The sequence below is a fragment of the Marinobacter sp. NFXS9 genome (genome assembly GCF_040148665.1).
Lineage (GTDB): Bacteria > Pseudomonadota > Gammaproteobacteria > Pseudomonadales > Oleiphilaceae > Marinobacter_A > Marinobacter_A mangrovi.
In genome coordinates this window covers 1-19,252 of the sequence record NZ_JAGDDW010000013.1, presented here as the reverse complement: position 1 = coordinate 19,252, position 19,252 = coordinate 1, and the positions used below count along the sequence as shown (strand labels likewise).

Below are 19,252 nucleotides of genomic sequence, written 5' to 3'. Positions count from 1 at the left end.
CACCAGGGCCGTTTTTATCGGGTTCGCACAATGCCAGACACTCTGGCGCACGATGGTGCCTTCTTTATCGACACTCTAGTAATGCCCAATAGGTTTGGAAAGCGAATAACTGCAACCTTTTGTCGTTAGTGTTTCAAATGGTTGCTGATGCGACTCAGTGAAGGCGGGATTAATAACCACTCTACTGTCCGGCGCATTGATTTGGATCAATGTGACGCAAAAGTTTGCATATGGGTGGTGGCTGAGCTGACTCATCTCATCGGCAGTCCCATCAACAAGGACTACACTGAATACTTGTGCTGCCAGTGAAGGCGGCGGTGGGTTGCTTTCATCGCCAGATGACGTATCAGGATTGTCGGCAGTCTTCACATTTCTGGAGGCTGAGCCTTATGCAGACCCCATGGTTCCGTATTGTCTTTGTATTCTTTCTCTTATCCTGTTGCAGCGTTGCTCAAGCGGCCGACAGTGATCCGCTGGTATCGTGGAACGATGGCCAGACCAAATCGGCTATCGTTGGTTTCGTCCAGAAAGTGACCGACAAGGGCTCGAAGGATTTCGTGCCGCCGGCCGAGCGTGTGGCCACCTTCGATAACGACGGCACGCTCTGGGCCGAGCAGCCGGTTTACTTCCAGGCTCTGTACGCCCTGGACCGGATTCGCCAGATGGCGCCGGATCATCCCGATTGGAAAACCACCGAACCCTTCAAGAGCGCTATCAATGGTGACGTGAAAGGGCTGATGGCCAATGGTATGGAGGGCGTGATGAAAGTGCTGCTGACGGCCCATGCCGACGTGACCGCAGAAGCCTTCCAGGATTCCGTGACCGATTGGTTCGCCACCGCCAAACACCCCACCAAAAACAGGGCGTTCACCCAGATGGTGTACCAGCCGATGCTGGAATTGCTGGTTTACTTGCGCGCCAATGGCTTCAAGACCTACATCGTCTCCGGCGGTGGTGTCGACTTCATTCGCGTATTTGCCGAAGACACCTACGGTATTCCGCCGGAACAGGTGATGGGCACCACCAGCGATGCCAAGTTTGAGATGCGCGATGGCGTGCCGGAGATCGTCAAGACCGGCAACATCATTCTGGTGGACGACAAGGAAGGCAAACCTGTTGGCATCTATCGCCAGATCGGTCGTCGCCCGATCATGGCCGTCGGCAACTCCGATGGCGATCTGCAGATGCTGCAGTACACCACCATCCCGCGCAGCAAAGAAGATCAGGTGCCGCGCCTGGGCGTGTTGCTGCATCACACCGACGCCGACCGCGAGTGGGCCTACGACCGCCAGTCCCACATCGGCCAACTCGACAAGGCGCTGGACGAGGCGTCCGAACGAGGCTGGGTGGTGATCGATATGAAGAAGGACTGGAGCCGCGTCTTTCCTGAAGGAAGCTGATGTGTGATACCGGGGGCGATGGCCCCCGGTTTTCTACCTTGATGACGACAGGGAAGCGGTGTTTTCACGAGATGCTGGCGTGGGCGTGGTATCCGGATCCGGAAAGACCGTGTCATACGCCCAGGTAAACACGAAGGCATAAACCAGGTAGAACAGGACGAACGACAAATCCATCACCAGCGCCTCGGCCAGCCCCACCTCCAGCCACCAGGCGACAATGGGCAGAAACGCCAGCATCAACCCCGCCTCGAAACTGATCGCATGCACCAGACGCATCCGGAAGCTCTTCCGGGTCGTACCTCTCCAGCGCTTTAGTCCGTGGTCAAACAGCAGGTTGAACGCATAGTTCCAGCCGGTCGCCAGGGAGGCACCGATCAGGCCGAGAACGCCGGTGTCGCTGACCGGCAGGTCGAAGGCCCAGGAGGCCAGTGGAATGACCAGGAACAAGCCAATCACTTCAAAACTGACGGCTTGCCGAATCCGGTCTTTGGGCGTGCGCATGGCAGGGCAGGGCTCCAGACAAAGCGGGTCGTCCCGCATTCGAGTCCCAGACTGGGAGAGGTCGTCCTCAAAAGCGTTGAATGTTGCCTTTTTAGCGATTCGCACGGAAGAGGTGAATGCGTAGTTTTACCGCGATCGCAAACCCAGACCACGCGTACATGGCGTGGCCGGATACTTGCAGAAGCGCCAAATGCAAGCCGATATGTTCATATGCGATATACTGACAGGGTCTTCAATGCATCACGTGTTGTCGGTTTTGACCGATCATCAAACAATAACCGGGCAGCAGTATGGATACCGCTCCGAGTGGCCAGAGAGGATGGCGTGTGGGCGGGAGTGTTGTCTATGCCACTGACATCCGTATTCCAGGGCACCTCGTTGTCCGCACTGGGTGGTGTGCTGCCATTCGTCTTTGCCAATATGGACGTGGCCGTGATTGCGGCGGACGCCGAACAACGGATCGTGATGGTCAATCGTAAGGCCTGTGAGATCTTCGGTTACGACGAAGCCGAGCTGGCCGGGCAGAAGATGCGGATGCTCTACGCCGATCCGGACGATGCCATCGACGTCCAGAATACCGGTTCTCTCGACACGGAGGCCGATCCGGAAGACGAGACTGTGATCGTTCACTATCGGCGAAAAAGCGGTCACGGCTTCGATGGCGAAACCCTGATTGGCCCCATAGACAGCCCGGAACAGGCGCACCTTGTTTTCCTGACCTTCATCCGGGACGTCACCCACCGCCTGGTGACCGAGCAGACCTTGAGTCAGCTGCACGCCATCACCACATCCCGCGAACTGAATTTCGACGAGCGGGTCGACGCCATCCTGCGGCTCGGCACGGAACATTTCGGACTGCCAATTGGTATTTTCAGCCGTATCGAGGGCGACACCTACACCGTCATGCGGGCCATCGATCCGGGCAACGCCCTGCACCCGGGGATGACGTTCCGTTTTGCCGAAACCTACTGCAGCCACGTGTTCAACGTCGGGGATGTCCGCGGTTTCTATCATGCCAGCAAAAGCGATCTGCGCACGCACCCCTGCTACATCAACTTCCAGCTGGAAGCCTATCTGGGCGCGACCATCTTCGTGGACGGCGAGCGCTATGGCACCCTGAACTTTTCCAGCCCTGAACCGACCAGCCCCTTTTCGAACCAGGATATCGAACTGGTTCGCCTGTTTGCCCAGTGGGTGGGGCATGAACTGGCCCGGCGGGAGGATATGCACAAGCTGGAACAGGCCCGGCTGGAACTGGAAGTGCTTGCGCGTACCGACTCCCTGACCGGCCTGTTCAACCGACGTTATATGGAAGAACGCCTGAACGCCGAACTGGATCGCTCCAGACGTTACGGCAACGCCCTGGCCGTCGCGCTACTCGACTTCGACCACTTCAAGGCCATCAACGACAAACACGGCCACGCCGCCGGCGATGCCGCGCTGGAACTGTTTGCCGACACGGTTTGCGAACTCACCCGGACCACCGACATCACGGCTCGTTGGGGCGGAGAGGAGTTCCTGATGCTGCTGCCCGAAACCGACCTCGAAGGCGCCCTGAATTTTCTCGAGCGCCTGGCGGATAACCTGCGTGCGGCCGACTTTACCCCGAAGGATAAGCCTGTCGAGCTGACCATGAGCATCGGACTGGCCATTGCCCGCAGCGACGACGACCGGGACACGCTGGTGAATCGGGTGGATGAGGCGATGTATCGGGCCAAGACCGGGGGCCGGGACCGGATCTGTCTGGCGGTTGGGGATGACGTGGCTGATTGAGGGGCAGGCGTACTCCGGTTGAATCCGCATTTGGCGGTTCAACTCGCGTTCCTTCGGACGTAAAAAAGGCCCCTCGCTTTCGCGAGGGGCCTTTTTTTGAATAATGGTAGCAAGGGGCGGAGTCGAACCGCCGACCCCAGCATTATGAGTGCTGTGCTCTAACCAGCTGAGCTACCTTGCCATCTCGTTGTGAGGCCAGAAGGGCTCTCAACGAGGCGCGTATTCTCGGGATTTTGGCTGAAGCTGTCAACCCTTCCAGAGCCAAAATTTCTCGTCAAAACCCACCCGCTCATATGACTTTTACAGCTACGTATTGTAATACGAAGTTAAATGATAATAATTATCATTAAATAAATTCGAAGCCCACGGATGGATTTATGGGTTCCTATAGAAAAGAGTTGGCATATCAGCGGGGGTGTCGTCTGGGTGTAGATCCGCTCGGACGGGGCGAGTTGGGAGAACAGCGCAGGCGGTTGCTGGCCGCTTACCGTGAGTACGAGCGGCCGCTGATCGATTCGGCCCAGGCGATGATGGGGTGTCGTGCGCGGGCCGAGGATGTGGTCCAGGATGCCTTCCTCAAGCTCTGGGAGCAGGGCGCGGGGCCGGACGTACGCGACGAGGGGCGGTTCCTGTTCCGGGTGGTGCGCAATCTGGCGATTGACCGGTTGCGTCGCCTGTCACTGGAAAAGCGTCACAGCGCCTGCAGCAGTCTGATGACGCAGGAGCCAGCACCACCGTCAGCGTCACCGGAGCAGCGGATGATCGGCAGCGACGCCCTGCAACAGGTGGTGGCAGCGCTGGCGGAGCTGCCGGCACGGATGCAGCGGGTACTGGTGATGAGTCGACTGGAGGGTAAGACTCAGCGGGATGTGGCCCAGCGCCTGGGGGTCTCGCCAACACTGGTGAATTTCATGCTACGGGATACCCTCGCCCACTGCCGCAGTCGGCTGGAAGCCGGCCAGACGGCCTGAATGTCCGGACCAGGAAAATAATCATGCGTTTGATCCGACTGATCTTCAGTCACAACCCCGGCGCGCTCGGGGGCTCGTTATTACTGAGCATTGCCAGCGCCTTGTTAAGCGTGGCGGTGATTGCCTTTATCAACCAGAAAATGCTGGCGGCTGCGGAGAATCTCGACGGCATCCTCTGGCAATTCGGCGGACTGTTGTTGCTCTTGTTGGTGATGGCGTCCGGTGCCCAGGTGGCCCTGACGGCGATCGGTCACCGCTTCGTCTACGCCATGCGACGCTCGCTTGTGAAGCGGGTGCTGGATACCGGTATCGAACGGCTGGAAGCCATCGGAGGGGCGAATATACTGGCGAGCCTCTCCAGCGATATCCGCAACATCACCCTCGCGTTCGTACATTTGCCGGAGTTGATGTATGGCCTGGCGTTGAGCGTTGCGGCGTTCGTCTATTTGGCCTGGCTGTCGCTGCCGCTGTTTGGCATGACCTTGCTCTGGATGGCGTTCACCCTGGGTGTCGGCTGGGTGTTGGTGAAAGGCTTGAACCGCCATCTGCAATTGCTTCGGGAGTCGGAAGATCGTATCTATCAGGATTATCAGGCCGCCATCGAGGGGCGAAAGGAGCTGGCCCTGAATCGTGATCGGGCTCGGCGCTATTATGACGATGAGTTCGACGTCAGCGCTGATGCCTATCGCCGCCACGTCACCCTGGCGGATCGCTACCACAGCATCGCCAGCAACTGGGCGAACATCATGGTACTCGGGACCATCGGTCTGTCGTTCTATCTGGCCAATGGTCTGGGTTGGGCGAACACGGCGGTGGCATCGACCTACGCGTTGACCATCCTGTTTATGCGGACGCCGCTGGTCTCAGCGGTTGCATCGCTGCCATCGATGATGTCAGCTCGGGTGTCGCTGGACAAACTGGACACCCTGGCCCTGGCCGAGTACTCCCCGGGATTCGACCAGCCGATGTTCAATCCCAACGGTGACTGGCAGGAAGTTCAACTGGCCGGCGCGGAATACCGCTATCCGGCGCAGGAGGGCGAGCGGGGCTTTGACGTGGGGCCGGTCAACCTGACCCTGCGGCGCAGTGAGGTGGTGTTCCTGGTGGGCGGCAATGGCAGCGGTAAGTCGACACTGGCACGGTTGCTGTCCGGGCTCTATCGCCCGCAATCCGGCGACGTCCTGCTGGATGGCGTCGCTGTCGACGGTGACGGTTGGTCCGCCTACCGCCGGCTGTTTGCCTCGGTGTTTACCGATTTCTATCTCTTTGATCAGTTGATTGCCGATCAAGGTCTCGATGCGGACTCGGACCAGGTCACCCACTGGCTTGATCAGCTTCACATGCGGGAAAAGGCGCAGATTGCGGATGGGCGCATCGCCGACACGCGCCTGTCACAGGGGCAGCGTAAGCGTCTGGCGCTGTTGCTGGCACTGCTGGAAGAGCGGGATATCCTGCTGCTGGATGAGTGGGCCGCCGATCAGGATCCATTGTTCCGGCGCCTGTTTTACCGAGAGTTGATTCCCATGCTGAAGGCACGCGGCAAGACGATCTTTGCCATTACCCACGACGACCACTATTTCGATCAGGCCGACCGGCTTTTGAAGATGGACAACGGTCAACTGATCGAACTGACCGGCGAACAGCGCCGGCAGGTGAGCGATGACGCGGTTCGGGCGGTCAGTTCGGCAGGTTAATGGACCTGGTTTCTGAAGGTGTCATCCGGCACCTTCAGTGCTCCTTGCTATAGGTCGCGAAGGGTTTCAGGGCCCTGTGTTCTGTATGGACCGGCTGTTCCGGTCAGCCTGGTCTCATTGTCCTTTCCCGCAACAGACTCCTTTTCAATATTCCTTTAAACACCGCTTCTCCCTGAACGTCTGTAAATGAGAATTATTTGCTTTTTGGTCTGGTGCCATCCGACCCCGGGCGGGAAAGCAAGGGATTCGACCTCAGTTCACGACTACGGGAGAAAGGTGATGAGTCACATCCATGACTATTTAGGCGTCGGGTTCGGCCCGTCCAATCTGGCCCTGGCGATAGCTACCCGGGAATTTGCGCAGGGCGCGCGCTCGCCCGACGCGTGCTTCCTGGAGCGCAAGCCGGCGTTCAACTGGCACGAAGGCATGCTGATTGACGGTTCAACCATGCAGATCTCGTTTCTCAAGGATCTGGCTACCCTGCGTAACCCGCGCAGTCGCTTTACCTTCATCAATTACCTGAAGGAACAGGGCCGTCTGGAGGATTTCATCAACATCCAGACCTTTTTCCCGACCCGCGAGGAATATAATGATTATCTGGGCTGGGCGGCGTCCCAGTTCGATGACCAGGTCCATTACGGTCAGCATGTACAGGCCGTCGAGCCTCTTCTGGAAGACGGCAAGTTGACCGGGGTCGAAGTGCTGTCCCGGGATGCGGATGGTGAGATCCGCCGACGACGCGCCCGTAACCTGGTGCTGGGCATGGGCGGTGCACCGCAGGTACCGGCGGCATTCGAAGGCGTGAAAGACCCGCGGGTACTGCATTCCTCCCAGTACCGTGGGCGGATCGAAACCCTGCTGGCGGACTCCGGTCGGCGTGCCCGGGTGGCCGTGGTGGGTGGTGGTCAGAGTGCGGCTGAAATCTTCGAGGACCTGACCACCCGTTTCCCCCAGGTGGACGCGTCCCTGATCCTGCGGGGCACAGCGCTGAAGCCCTCCGACGACAGTCCCTTCGTCAACGAAATCTTCAACCCGTCCTTTATCGACCAGATCTTCCGGCAGAGTGAAGAACGCCGCCGGGAGCTGCTGACCGAATTCCGCAACACCAACTACGCCGTCGTCGATCTTGAGCTGATCGAGCGCATCTACCAGTTGTTCTACCTGCAGAAGCTGCGTGGCGAGGAGCGTCACCAGATGCTGGCCCGCCGCGAAGTCACGAACGTGGATGCGGGTGAGGGCGGTCTGCACCTGACCCTGCGCGATCTGGCGGACAACCGCGAATCCGTCCACGACGTCGACGCCGTGGTCCTGGCGACCGGCTACCGTCGCGACCAGCACCATGAGCTGCTGGCCGGACTGGGCGATCATGTCGAGAGCTTCACGCCGGACCGCCACTACCGCCTCAAGCTCAAGGACAGTGAATCGCGCATTTACCTGCAGGGCTGCTGTGAAGTCAGCCATGGCTTGAGCGATACCCTGCTGTCGGTACTGGCGGTGCGCTCGCAGGAAATCCTCGAATCGATCTTCCTGGGGCGCACGGCAGCGGCCACGGCACGGGCTGATCAAGAGGCCAGCCTGACCTCCGTCCTCTGAGCCGACGATTCCGAACCCTGATGGCGCCGTTCCGGCGCCTGAGCATGCATTGACCCCTGCTGGCAGGTGAGACCATGAGCAAAGACCCGCAATCCTTCCCCAATTTTGCAGACGTCCTGGCGCATTATGCGGATGATCGGCCGGATGCGCCGGTGATCCGGCATATCCAGCAGGACGACGGGCCGCCCAGAGTCACGACTTACGACACGCTGTACCGGCAGTCGAGTGCGCTGGCGGCGTATCTGCAATCCCATCTGGGTTTGGTGGCCGGTGAGCGTTGTCTGCTGATGCTGCCCAGTGGGGCGGATTTCGCAGCGGCCTTCTTCGGCTGCTTCCAGGCGGGCGCCATTGCCGTGCCGGCATTCCCACCGGAAAACAACCGCCAGGCCTACCTGGACCGGCTGGTGGGCATCATGCGGGATGCCAAGCCCAAGGCGGTGCTCGGGCTGTCGGCGGACCTGGAACGCTACCGGGGGCAGTTGCAACCGGTGCTGGCAGAGGGTGGCCAACTGGTCGCGGTGGATCAGGTCCCATTGGACTACAGCGAGGCGTTGCAGTCGCACCGTATCCATCACGACGATCTGGCTTTCCTGCAGTACACCTCCGGCTCCACCTCGGCGCCGAAGGGGGTGATGGTCTCCCACGCCAACCTGATGGCCAACGAGCGGGCCATGGCCAACGGCTTCGGCGCCAGCGACAGCGACGTCTGGGTCAACTGGCTGCCGTTGTTCCACGATATGGGGCTGATGGCGGGCCTGTTGTTGCCGATCCTTCACGGACACAGCGTGAACCTGATGACGCCGCAGTTCTTCCTGGGCCGGCCGGCGCGCTGGCTGGAGGCGGTCAGTCGCTACCAGGGAACCTTCTCCGGCGGGCCCGATTTTGCCTACCGGCTGTGTGCCGAACGGCTGCGGGACGAGGACATTGCCCGCCTTGACCTGTCCCACTGGCGAATGGCGTTTACCGGCTCCGAGCCGATCCGGCCGCAGACCCTGGCGCTGTTCGCTGAGCGCTTTGCCGCTGCCGGGTTCCGGGATGCATCCCTGGCGCCCAGCTACGGTCTGGCTGAGGCGACCCTGTTTGTCAGCTCCCATGCGTTTAATGGCGAGATCCGGGAATTCAGTTTTGACGCCGGGCAAATGACGGCTGGCCCGGCCCAGGCTGCGGCGCGGCAAAGCAAGCTGATCGGCTGCGGCTGGGCGGATGCGGATCACGCGATCCGGCTGGTCGATACCCAGGACGGTTCTGTTGTCGGCGAGGGCGAAGTCGGGGAAATCTGGGTGGCCGGGCCGAGTGTGGCGCAAGGCTACTGGCAGAACGCTGAAGCTACGGCGGCGACGTTTGTGGAAGCCGACGGTCAGCGCTGGGTGCGCACCGGTGACCTGGGTATTGCCAAAGGCAATGACCTGTTTATTGCCGGTCGACAAAAGGATGTGATCATCCTTAACGGCCAGAATCTCTATCCCCAGGATATCGAAGCGACCCTGGAGCGGGAGCTGGAATTGCTGCGGCAGGGGCGGATTGCCGCGTTTGCCACCCGGGATGCAGACGGCGCCGAAGGTGTCGGTTTGGCCCTGGAGATCGGTCGCAGCGTCCGCAGGATGGTCAAGCCGGAGATTATCTGTGCGACCATCGTCGAAACCCTGACCGATCAGCTCCAGGTTGCGCCGCAACTGATCCTGCTGCTGGAGCCGGGCACTCTCCCGCGCACCACCAGCGGCAAGTTGCAGCGTTCGGCCTGCCGGACGGGTTGGGAGCGCGGTCAGTTGGCGATCTATGCAGCCTGGCAGCAGGGGCGTCTGCTGGACGCCGACCGCTCCGGTACGGATCCGGCGACCGGGTTGCTGCCGGAGGTGGTTGCTGCATGGAAGGAGGTGCTGAAGCAGCATAGTCTGGCGCCGGAGGATCATTTCTTTGCCCTGGGTGGCGATTCCGTTGGCCTGATGCAGGTGGTGTCCCGGCTTAACCAGACGCTGGGTATTGATCTCGATCCGGGGGCGCTGTTCGAGCGTCCCCGACTGGCGGATTTCTCCGCCTGGGTGGCGGAGCAGCGCCACGGGGGCCGCAACGAAGCGCTGGTTCGCAGACCGGCGGATGCAACCCCGGTGCAATCCCATGCCCAACAGCGGCTGTGGTTTCTCGACCGGCTGGAAGGCGGCTCGACGGCCTATCACCTGGCTGGCGAATGGCAGTTGCGCGGCCGACTGGACGAGCAGGCACTGCAACAGAGCCTGGATGCCCTGGCCGCTCGCCATGAGAGCCTGCGCACCGTCTTCGGTGAGGATGCCGACCAGCAAGCGATCCAGTCGGTTCTGGACCCGCAGCCGGTTTCCCTCCAGCGCCATGACTTGTCCGGTAGCGATGCCCCGGACGACGAACTGACCGGGCTGAACCGGAGCTGGGTCGGCCGGTCCATGGATCTGGAAACCGGACCGTTGTGGCAAGCGCACCTCGTCAAACTGTCCGAAACGGATCACCGCCTGGTGCTGGTGATTCATCACATCATTGCGGACGGCTGGTCCGCCCAGGTTCTGGTCAGGGAATTTGCGGCGTTCTACACCGCGTTTGTGGACGGTCGCGAGCCGGACCTGCCGGGACTGCCTGTCCAATACATCGACTACGCCCACTGGCAACGTGATCGCCTGGACGGCGGGGAAGGCGAACGCCAGTTGGCCTGGTGGAAAAAACAACTGGGTGATGAGCAGCCTGTCCTGACCCTGCCCGCCGACCGGCCACGGCCGGACGCGCAGAGTCACCGGGGGGCACGGGTCAGCTTCCGCTTCCCGCAATCCCTCAGCCGTCGTCTGCACGAACGGGCCCGTGCCGAAGGCGTGTCCCTGTTCATGCTGATGCTGGCGCTCTACAAGACCCAGCTCTACCGCTACACCGGCCAACGGGACCTGCGGGTCGGCGTGCCGGTGGCCGGTCGGGGGCGGCCGGAAACCGAAGGGCTGGTGGGGCTGTTCGTCAACACGCTGGTGATGCGCAGCCAGCCCCGGGCGGACCTGAGTTTCCGGGACTTCCTGGCCAACGTCCGCACCATGACCCAAGGTGCCCAGGCCCACGCGGACCTGCCGTTCGATCAGCTGGTGGAAGCGCTGCAGCCGGAACGCAACCTGCGCCACAACCCCCTGTGCCAGGTGAAGTTCACCCAGCAGTTGCCGTTACCCGACCATCTGGAACTGCCGGGCCTGACCCTGGCCATGCGTCAGCGGGATGACGACGCTGCCCACTTCGATCTGGGGTTGGACATCACCGATCACGCCGACGGAATCGAAGGTGTCCTCACCTACGCCTGTGACCTGTTCGACGCGCCGCGTATCGACCGATTTGCCGAGGAGTTGGTGAGCCTGGCCGAGCAGGTAACGGCCGATCCCGACCGCTCCCTGGGCGCGTTCGATCTGCTGGCTCCGCCATCGGTTCTGGAAGGTGAGGAGGTGGTCTTCCCCCATACGGATCTGGTGGCGCTCTGGCAGTCGCACATCGGAGACAGTGCGCCACGCCAGGCGCTGCAGTTCGAGGACGACGCCTACAGCTATGAATGGCTGGAAGCCGTGTCCAACCGGCTGGCACGAACGCTACGACAGCGGGGCGTGACCGCGGATGTGCCGGTCGGGCTCTGCCTGGATCGGTCGCCGCAATTTGCCGTAGCGGTTGTCGCCGTACTCAAGGCCGGCGGCGCCTTCGTTCCGCTCGACCCGAAATGGCCGGCAGAGCGGCAGGCCTTTGTGCTGCGGGATTGCGGTGCGCCCGTGCTGCTGGCGGAAGCGCCCGTGCCCGGCTTCGAGGGTGTCCGTATAGGATTCGAGGCTGACGCCGACTGGCGCCTGACGGCGTCAGAGCCGGTGCGCGTTGCCATCGACCCTGACCAGGCGGCCTACCTGATCTATACCTCCGGAACCAGTGGTACGCCCAAAGGCGTGGTGGTCAGTCACGGCGCCATCGCCAACTACGTGCAGGGTGTGATGCGCACCCTGGCCTTGCCGGAAACGGCCAGCATGGCGATGGTGTCCACCGTGGCGGCGGACCTGGGGCATACCACCCTGTTCGGGGCGCTCTGCACCGGGCGCACGTTGCATCTGCTGAGCGCGGACCGTGTGATGGACGCCGAAGCGTTCGCCGGATACATGGCACGCCATCGGGTGGATGTGCTCAAGATTGTGCCGACGCATCTTGCCGGCTTGCTGCAGGCGGAGGACCCGGCGCGGGTATTACCACGCACCGCGCTGGTCCTGGGCGGCGAAGCGCTATCGGCCTCGCTGGTGGATCAGGTGCGGGCCCTGAACTCCGATTGCCGCGTGTTCAACCACTACGGCCCGTCCGAATCCACCGTCGGTGTCCTGGTTACGGAAACCACGGGCGAGACGACAGACACTGTGCCGTTAGGGCAACCGCTGCCGAATATCCGGGCGCAAATAATGAACGACGAGCGCCTGCTGCTGCCGCAGGGTGCCCGTGGGGAACTGGTGCTGGGTGGCGCCGGACTGGCGCGGGGCTATCTCGGGTTGCCGGAACAGACCGCCCAGGTCTTTATGGCCGATCCGGATCACGCGGGCCAGCGTCTCTACGCCACCGGCGATCAGGCCCAACGATTGGAGGACGGCCGGCTGGCGTTCCTGGGCCGCCAGGACGACCAGGTGAAGGTGCGGGGCTACCGCGTCTCCCTGGGTGAGGTGGCCCAGCGGGTGCGGGCCTTTGCCGGGGTGTCCGACGCCCATGTGCAGTTGGATGACAACGGCCAGCTTGTCGCCTATCCGTTGGCAGACGCACTGGACGTGGACGCGCTGCGGGCAACGCTGGAACAGCAGTTGCCGGACTATATGGTGCCCGCCCACATCCTGCCGTTGTCGTCGTTCCCGTTGACGGAGAACGGCAAGCTGGATCGACGGGCGCTGCCGGAACCGGAACGGCAGGGCGAGGACTTCGCCGCGCCGCTGGAGGGTGTGGAAACGATCCTGGCGGACCTGTGGACGTCGCTGCTGCCGGTGGACCGGGTTGGGCGTCACGACAACTTCTTCAGCCTGGGCGGGGATTCCATCATCAGCCTGCAGGTCATTGCCCGTGCCCGGAAGCAGGGCGTTCGCCTGACACCCAAGCAACTGTTCGAGAAGCAGACCATTGCCGAATTGGCGCAGGTGGCCGAGGTCCAAACCAAGGCGTCCCCTGCGCAGTCGGTGAAAGCGGTGGCGCTCAACGAGGCCTATCCGTTGACGCCTATCCAGCAGCACTTTTTCCGTCAACCGGTAGCGAACCGGCATCACTGGAACCAGGCGGTACGCCTGCGCGCCCAGGAGCCGCTGGATACCGATGCACTGCGCGAAGCGCTGGCCGCTGTGGTTCGGGTCCATCCCGCACTGAGCCTGCGATTTGATCCGGAAAAGGCGACCCAGGCGATCACCGACCGGGTGCCGCAGGATGTGCTCCAGGTCGTGGAAGTCGCGGACGAGGCCGCCATGCTTGCCACATTCAATGAGGCGCACCGCAATCTGCACCTGACCGACGGCCCGTTATTGCGCGCCGTGCTGGCCAACCTGCCGAACGGTCAGCAGATCCTGATGCTGACGGCCCATCACCTTGTGGTGGATGGTGTGTCCTGGCGCGTGCTGCTGGATGACCTGGAAATGGCCTATGGCCAGCACCAGCAGGGCCAGTCGGTCGATCTCGCCGCTGAAACCACCGGGCTCCACGACTGGGCCGCCTATCTGGACCAGACGCTGGCGGACGGACGTCTCGACGGCGAACTCCAATACTGGCAGACCTTCACCGTTGATGAGGCGGCCATGCCCTGTGCCCGACCGGACGGATCGGCCCGCGTGGCCAACGCCGGCCATCTGGATATCATGCTGGATGCGTCACAGACCCGGGCACTGCTGAACGACGTGCCCGGCGCTTTCCGGACCCGTATCAACGATGCCCTGCTGGCGGCGCTGGCGACCGCGCTGGAGCAGTGGACCGGCCGGGCCCGCCATGTGGTCATGCTGGAAGGCCATGGTCGCCGCGGGCCGGAGGATGCGCCGGACGTCAGTCGGACGGTCGGCTGGCTCACGTCGCTCTATCCGGTTGCCCTGGAAAGCGGGGCGGATGCCCTGGCCACCCTGAAACAAACCAAGGAAACGCTGCGTGCCGTGCCGGGCGACGGCCTGGGTTATGGCGTGCTGAAGGAACTCCAGGGCGCGGACCTGCCGTCACTGACGGGCACGGGACTGACTTTCAACTACCTGGGGCAGCTTGAATCCCCCGCGGAATCCGGGCTGGCCCTGGACGATGGCCCCGTTGGTGACCTGCGCGACAGCGAGGGCCCCATGGCGAACGCGTTGGTGGTGGATGGTCTGGTCCGCGACGGCCAGTTGCGCCTCCACTGGACCTACAGCGAATCCCGTTTCGACCGGCCCCAGGTCGACGCCCTGGCCGAGGCCTACCGGCAGGCGCTGACGTCGCTGATTGAGCGGTGCCGGGAGCATGCGGGCGGTCTGACGCCTTCCGATGTGCCGCTGGCCCGGCTGGACCAGGCGCAACTGGATACGCTCGATAACCCCGCCAACATCGAAGACATCCTGCCGCTGGCGCCGATGCAGGAAGGCATCCTGCTGCACAGCCTGCTGGAGCAGGGCAGCGGCATCTACCTGATGCAGGATCAGTATGACGTCCATAGCGCCGTGGATTTCGAGGCCTTCAAGGCGGCGTGGCAGGCTGTCGTCCGCCGGCATCCGATGCTGCGTACCGGTTTCCACGGTCTCGATGGCGGCACACCGCACCAGATCGTCTACCGGGACGTCCCGTCCCCGGCCCAGTGGATCGACCTCAGTCATCTCGATCGCGAGCAGGCCGAGGCCGAACTGGAGGCCTTGCTGGACCAGGAGCGCCGCGATGGGTTCGATTTCACCCGACCGCCGCTGCTGCGCCTGCGACTGGTGCGTTTCGGCGAGGAGGATTACCGGATTGTCCAGAGTCACCACCATGCGCTTATCGATGCCTGGTGCCGTGGCCTGATGCTGGCGGAATTCTTCGATCACTATCGCAGCCTGCTGGCCGGACGCGAACTGATCGTGACCCCGGCACGCCCCTACCGGGACTTTATTGCCTGGCTGCAACAGCAGGATGAGGCGCAGGCACGGCAATTCTGGCGTGACACCCTCGGCGGCTTCAACGAGGTCACGCCCCTGCCATACCAGCACAGTGCACAGGGGAAATCGGTTATCGAGGACGTCGCCGTGTCCCTGACCGCCGAGGAAACGTCGCAGCTGGCGGATCAGGCCCGCCGGCACAAACTGACGGTCAACACCTTTATGCAGGCGGCCTGGGCAATGGCGCTGATGCGCCACGGCGGTCAGGACGATGTGCTGTTCGGCGTCACCGTCGCCGGTCGGCCTACCGAACTGGACGGTATCGAGGAAACCCTCGGTCTGTTCATCAACACACTGCCCCTGCGTATCCGCATGGAAGCCGGTACCCGCACCGGCCTGGATGTCCTGCAGTCGCTGCAATCCGCCAATGCCGCGATGCGCCAGCACGAACACCTGTCCCTGGCGGAGGTTCAGCACCTGGCAGACACGCCTCGGGGCGAGGCGCTGTTCGATAGCCTGTTCGTGTTCGAAAACGTGCCCATGGGACCGGAAGTGCAGCAGGCCGCCGAAGCATACGGTATCCGCCCGCGGGCCAACCGGACCCATACCAATTACCCGCTTACCGTGGTGATCCTGCCGGGTGAGACCTACCAGTTGCAGTTCAGCTACGACACCCGTTTCTTCCGGACCGCCGATATGCAGCCCCTGCTGAACCAGTACCGGCATATCCTGCGCCAGCTGATGACGGCGCCGGAACAGCCGTTGACCGGTGTGCAGCTACTGACCGGAGACGAGCGTCGCGACCTGTTGGCGCAGGGACAGGGCAACCGGGAACCCGAGTGGACGGGCCTGAGCTGGCTGGAGCGGTTCGAGGCGTGGGCGCTGGCCGATCCCGGGCGGATCGTGGCCCGCTGCGACGGCGGGGAGCTCAGCTATGGTGCCCTCAACCAGCAGGCCAACCGGGTCGGGCATGGCCTGATCGAAGCCGGTGTCGAGCCGGACCAGGTGGTGGCCCTGTATTCCCCCCGCAACCTGGAACTGCTGACCCTGATCGTCGGTGCCTTCAAGGCCGGCGGCGCCTACCTGGCCCTTGACGAACGCCATCCGCCGGCGCGTAGCGGGCGTATGCTGCACAGCAGTCAGGCGCCGGTACTGGTGACGCCGGAAGCCTGTCGGGAACAGGTGGATGCCATCCTGGCGGAAACCGAAGCGCGGCCCCGGGTGATCACACTGGAATCCCTGTTGCGGACGGGCAATGACGCCAATTCGCGCCGCTATCCGGCGATGAATCAACTGGCGTATGTCATCTACACCTCCGGTTCTACCGGCGAGCCGAAGGGTGTCATGGTCGATCAGCAGGGCATGCTCAACAACCAGCTTTCCAAGGTGCCTTATCTGGAACTGGGTGAAGGCGATGTGATCGCCCAGACCGCCGCCACCGGGTTCGACATTTCCGTGTGGCAGTTCCTCACCGCGCCCTTGTTTGGCGGTCGTCTGGAAATCATTCCGGACGAGATCACGCACGATCCCCAGCGTCTGGTGGAGGCCGTTGCTGACAGTGGCGTCACCGTTCTGGAAAGTGTGCCTGCCGTGATCGAGGGCATCCTGGCGGTGCCCGATCAGCGTCTCGGGTTACGTTGGCTGCTGCCCACCGGCGAAGCATTGGCGCGTGAGCTGGCCCAGCGCTGGTTCGAGCGCTATCCCCGTATCCCACTGGTCAATGCCTACGGTCCGGCGGAGTGTGCCGATGACGTGGCGTTGCATACGCTGATCAGCGTTGGCGAAACCCGTGGCGGTATCCCCATCGGCAAACCGACCGACAACAACCGCCTTTATGTGCTCGATAACCAATTGGAGCTGGCACCACGTGGCGTGATGGGTGAGTTGTACGTTGGCGGGACCGGCGTGGGGCGGGGCTATGCCGGCAAGCCCGGCTTGACCGCCGAGCGTTTTGTTCCCGATCCCTTCGGCGGACCCGGGGACCGGCTCTACCGCACGGGTGATCTCGCGCGCTGGAACGACGAAGGCGTGCTGGAGTACGCCGGCCGCGTGGACTTCCAGGTCAAGATCCGCGGCCAGCGTATCGAGCTGGGCGAGATCGAATCCTGCCTGCTGGCCTGCGGCGGCGTCCGGCAGGCTGTCGTGGCGGCCAAGGAAACGCCCCATGGCAACCAACTGGTGGCGTACCTCGTGGCGGACGATGGTCTTCACCTGGAGACGGAAAGCCTGCGGGATCGTCTGGCTGCCGAGCTGCCGGCAGTGATGGTGCCTACGCACCTGATCGTCCTTGACCGTCTGCCGCTGAATGCCAATGGCAAGCTGGACCGCAAGGCCCTGCCGGAACCGACCCTGGACGAACGTCCCTTCGAAGCGCCCACGGGTGACATTGAAATCGGCATTGCCGAACTGTGGAAGGACCTGTTGCAGGTGGACCGCGTCGGTCGGCACGACCATTTCTTTGAACTGGGTGGCCACTCGCTGCTCGCCACCCGCCTGCTGTCCCGCATCCGCGACACCCTGGGTGTCACCGTTCCGCTGGCCGAAGCCTTCGAGGCCACTACCGTAGCGGCGATGGCGGATGTGGTGACGCGCCTGCAAGGCCAAACCCTGGACCAGGACCGCCTGGACAACCTCGATGCATTGATGAGTGAACTGGAGGAGATCGAATAATGCAGGACAACGCGATGGCCCTGTCACGCCGCTTCCTGGAACTGAGCGCCGACAAGCGCCGGGTCTTCCTCCAAAAGCTGCAGGCGCAGGGGCTGACCCTGTCGGCCCTGCCGATCCCGCAGGGCATGGCCGGTGACGTCAGTCCGGCCTCGTTTGCCCAGCAGCGGTTGTGGTTCATCGACCAGTTGGAGCCCGGCAACAGCGCCTATCACCTGCCGGGCGCGATCCGGCTGCGGGGACCGCTGGACCGGGCCGCCCTGCGGACCGCCTTCGATACTCTGGCGCAGCGTCACCAGAGTCTGCGCACCACCTTCCGGGCGGACGACGATGGCGAACCGCAGCAGGTGGTCGGTCCGCTCGCGCCGGTTGAAATCCTGCAACTGTCTGCTGACAGCGAGGCCATGTTCCAGAGGCGTGCCCGCGAGGTGGCGCAGCAGCCTTTCGATTTGGCCAAGGGACCGCTCTGGCGGGTCGTACTGGTCCGGATGTCGGAAGACGATCATCGTCTGGTGCTGTGCCTGCATCACATCATCGCCGACGGCTGGTCGATCCAGGTCATGCTGATGGAGTTCGTCCAGTGCTACCGCGCGGCCCTGACTGGGGAAGTCTCCGATCTGCCGCCGCTACCGCTGCAATACGCGGATGTGGCGCTGTGGCAGCGTCGGGCCCTGGAGGCGGGTACCGGTGAAGTCGATCTCGACTACTGGACCCGTCAGTTGGGTGACGAACCGCCGGTCCTGGAACTGCCCACGGACCGTCCGCGCCCGGCCCGACAATCGTTCCGGGGCGGGCGCCATCATTTCACGCTGGATGACGGGCTGGCCGAGGATCTGAACGCCCTGGCCCGCGCCCGGGGCACGACCCTCTTTACCGTGATGCTCGCTGCCTACAAGGTGTTGCTTCACCGGCTGAGCAGCCAGACCGACCTGAGTGTCGGCGTGCCGATTGCCGGGCGCGAACGGTCGGAGCTGGAAGGGCTGATTGGCTTCTTCGTCAATACCCAGGTTCTGCGCAGTGAGCTGGATGGCAGCGAGTCGTTCACCACCTTCCTGGACCGTGAGCGCGAGGTGGCCCAGCAAGCCCAGGCGCATCAGGCCCTGCCTTTCGAACACTTGGTAGATTACCTGCAACCGGAACGCAGCCTGAGCCACAACCCGCTGTTCCAAGTGCTCTACAACCACCAGCAGCGGGACGCCGAAACCTTCGAACTGATGCCCGGCCTGCATGCCGAGCTGATGCCGCAGGACGCGGGTGCTGCCCAGTTCGATCTGGCCTTGCATACCTGGGCTTTCCCGGATGGCCGAGTCGGCGGCAACTGGAACTACGCGTCGGACCTGTTTGATGAAGGCACCGTGGCCAGCATCCACCACCGGTTTGAGTGTCTGCTCCGGCAAATTGCGGAGGCGCCGGACGAAGCGATCGGTGATTACGATCTGCTGACCGACAGCGACCGCGGGCGCTTGGCCGACTGGAATGCCACCGAGGTGGATTACGGCCAGCCGGAGCCGGTGCATCGCCGGTTCGAACGTCAGGCCGCGGCCCATCCGGAGCGCGAGGCACTGGTCTTCGGCGACCGGTGTTTGAGC

At 62.8% G+C, this 19,252-nt stretch carries 8 protein-coding genes and 1 tRNA gene; 7 read left to right on the top strand and 2 right to left on the bottom strand.

Going from position 1 to position 19,252, the window contains the following annotated elements:
• Positions 1 to 389: 389 nt before the first annotated feature.
• A complete protein-coding gene (locus J3364_RS17470) occupies positions 390 to 1,400 on the top strand; it encodes an HAD family hydrolase (RefSeq protein WP_349559515.1) in 1,011 nt (336 codons plus the stop codon).
• A gap of 33 nt (positions 1,401 to 1,433) precedes the next feature.
• On the opposite strand, the gene J3364_RS17465 is transcribed toward J3364_RS17470, so the two are convergent.
• Positions 1,434 to 1,901 (bottom strand): PACE efflux transporter, encoded by a 468-nt coding sequence (locus J3364_RS17465; RefSeq protein WP_349559514.1) that lies wholly within the window; start codon positions 1,899 to 1,901, stop codon positions 1,434 to 1,436.
• Positions 1,902 to 2,246: 345 nt separating this feature from the next.
• Between J3364_RS17465 and J3364_RS17460 the strand changes: the two genes are divergently transcribed.
• A complete protein-coding gene (locus tag J3364_RS17460) occupies positions 2,247 to 3,674 on the top strand; it encodes a bifunctional diguanylate cyclase/phosphodiesterase (protein WP_349559513.1) in 1,428 nt (475 codons plus the stop codon).
• A gap of 104 nt (positions 3,675 to 3,778) precedes the next feature.
• Here the strand turns inward: J3364_RS17460 and J3364_RS17455 are convergent.
• A tRNA-Met gene (locus J3364_RS17455) sits at positions 3,779 to 3,855 on the bottom strand.
• A 196-nt stretch (positions 3,856 to 4,051) separates the two neighbouring features.
• Here J3364_RS17455 and J3364_RS17450 point away from each other — a divergent pair.
• The 5 genes from J3364_RS17450 to J3364_RS17430 form a co-directional block, all read left to right on the top strand.
• Positions 4,052 to 4,645: a sigma-70 family RNA polymerase sigma factor gene (locus tag J3364_RS17450; protein ID WP_349559512.1), complete on the top strand. Its 594-nt coding sequence runs from the start codon at positions 4,052 to 4,054 to the stop codon at positions 4,643 to 4,645.
• Between the two features lie 23 nt (positions 4,646 to 4,668).
• Positions 4,669 to 6,339: a multidrug ABC transporter permease/ATP-binding protein gene (locus tag J3364_RS17445; protein ID WP_349559511.1), complete on the top strand. Its 1,671-nt coding sequence runs from the start codon at positions 4,669 to 4,671 to the stop codon at positions 6,337 to 6,339.
• A gap of 279 nt (positions 6,340 to 6,618) precedes the next feature.
• The gene (locus J3364_RS17440) at positions 6,619 to 7,932 is read left to right on the top strand and encodes a lysine N(6)-hydroxylase/L-ornithine N(5)-oxygenase family protein (protein ID WP_349559510.1); all 1,314 of its coding nucleotides are present in this window, start codon (positions 6,619 to 6,621) and stop codon (positions 7,930 to 7,932) included.
• A 74-nt stretch (positions 7,933 to 8,006) separates the two neighbouring features.
• Positions 8,007 to 17,666, top strand: a complete 9,660-nt coding sequence (locus tag J3364_RS17435; protein WP_349559509.1) for a non-ribosomal peptide synthetase — start codon at positions 8,007 to 8,009, stop codon at positions 17,664 to 17,666.
• A partial coding sequence (locus J3364_RS17430; protein ID WP_349559508.1) for a condensation domain-containing protein occupies positions 17,666 to 19,252 on the top strand: 1,587 nt, incomplete at its 3' end. The genes J3364_RS17435 and J3364_RS17430, both read left to right, overlap by 1 nt.